The following is a 1445-nucleotide window of genomic DNA, read 5'->3' as shown; positions in this document are numbered from 1 at the left end:
TCGGATCGGGCGACATCCACCACCACACCCCGCCCGCACCGGCTCCGTCCGAGCGGGCCGGGGTCCGGGGAGCGCGCGGCGCGGACGGTCCCGTGGCGGACGCGGTGGTGGTCACCGCGATCGCGAGCGAGTACGCGGCGGTGGCCGCGCACCTGTCCGGGCCCTTCGAGGAGCGCGACGAGAACGGCACGCTGTACCGGATCGGCACGCTGCACGGATCCCGGCGCCGTCGCCGGGTCGCCCTGGTGCAGGTCGGCCCGGGCAACGTGGACGCGGGGGTGTCCCTGGAACGGGCCCGCACGGCCTTCTCCCCCGAGGTGATCCTGTTCGTCGGGGTGGCCGGGGGCGTCAAGGACGTGCGGCTCGGGGACGTGGTGGTGGCCGACGCCATCTACGACTACGAGACGGGCAAGGAGAACGGGGAGGGCTTCCTCTCCGGGGCGAGGACGGCGGCCCCGTCGCATGCGGCCGTGCAGCGGGCCATGGACGTGGTGTTCCGCCAGGAGTGGACGGAGCGGATCCTGACCGCGCCAGCGCCCGAACCGCCCCGTGCCTTCGTCAAGCCGGTGGCCGCCGGGAACAAGGTCGTGGCGTCCAGAGACGCTCTCACCGCCGAACGCCTGCGCCTGCACTGCCGGGACGCGGTCGCCGTGGAGATGGAGGGGTACGGGTTCCTGCGCAGCGCCTACCTGGCCTCGGGCACGCACTCGCTGGTGGTCCGGGGGATCTCCGACCTGCTCAGCGGCAAGACCGGGGACGCCGACGACTTCTGGCAGCCGGTCGCCGCCGCCCACGCGGCGGCCTTCGCCTGCGAGTTCCTGGACCTGTTCGGCTCCGAGGCCTGATCCCGGGAGGGGAACCCGGTGGGGCGGCGGCCAGGCGCCGCCCCGGCCGGACTCACCTGAGGAGCGGACCGACCCGCCGAGAACCGGGGAAGAGGACACAGGCATTCCCTGGCTCGTGGGAACCCACACATCCTGCGGCGTGACGCGAGAACTTGTCCCCTGTGGAGGTCGCCGAGGGCTCCCGCACCCTGGTCCGCGACACCCAGCACCGCGACCACGGCCACCTCGCCTTCGGGAGCCCCGCCTGGTCCGGCTTCCTCGCCTCCGCCAAGGGCGACCGCTGACCGCACCGCACCGGCCCCCGTCCCGCGTTTCCGGGACAGGAGCCTTTTTGTACCCCATGCCCGGATAGAACCTTTTTTCTTTTTGGCAAGTAAAGTCCTCGCGAGGCTTCTGAACTGCAATGACGGCCGACCTGCGGATTTATCGAACATTACTTCGCCGTAGTTTCTCCAAGCACTCCCGCGATGCCTTACCCTTTTCCCGAACACACAACTGAAAGCACGAACGACCCCGCGACGGTTGTCTCCGCCCGGGGCCTTGGCCAGCAACATCAACCCCTTTAGACACAAGGAATTGCCAGCATGCGCCAGTTTAGCG

General features: G+C 70.2%; 2 protein-coding genes. Both read left to right on the top strand.

Annotated elements, in window-relative coordinates:
* A partial coding sequence (locus DQW06_RS26190; RefSeq protein ID WP_117199500.1) for a 5'-methylthioadenosine/S-adenosylhomocysteine nucleosidase occupies positions 1 to 845 on the top strand: 845 nt, incomplete at its 5' end.
* Between the two features lie 161 nt (positions 846 to 1006).
* Positions 1007 to 1129, top strand: a complete 123-nt coding sequence (locus DQW06_RS26185) for a DUF397 domain-containing protein (protein WP_013155039.1) — start codon at positions 1007 to 1009, stop codon at positions 1127 to 1129.
* The last annotated feature ends 316 nt before the right edge of the window (positions 1130 to 1445 follow it).

The sequence above is a fragment of the Nocardiopsis sp. TNDT3 genome (assembly GCF_003427465.1).
In the GTDB taxonomy this organism is placed as follows: domain Bacteria; phylum Actinomycetota; class Actinomycetes; order Streptosporangiales; family Streptosporangiaceae; genus Nocardiopsis; species Nocardiopsis dassonvillei.
Note: the sequence above shows the minus strand (reverse complement) of the source record. Positions and strands in the feature narration are given on the sequence as shown.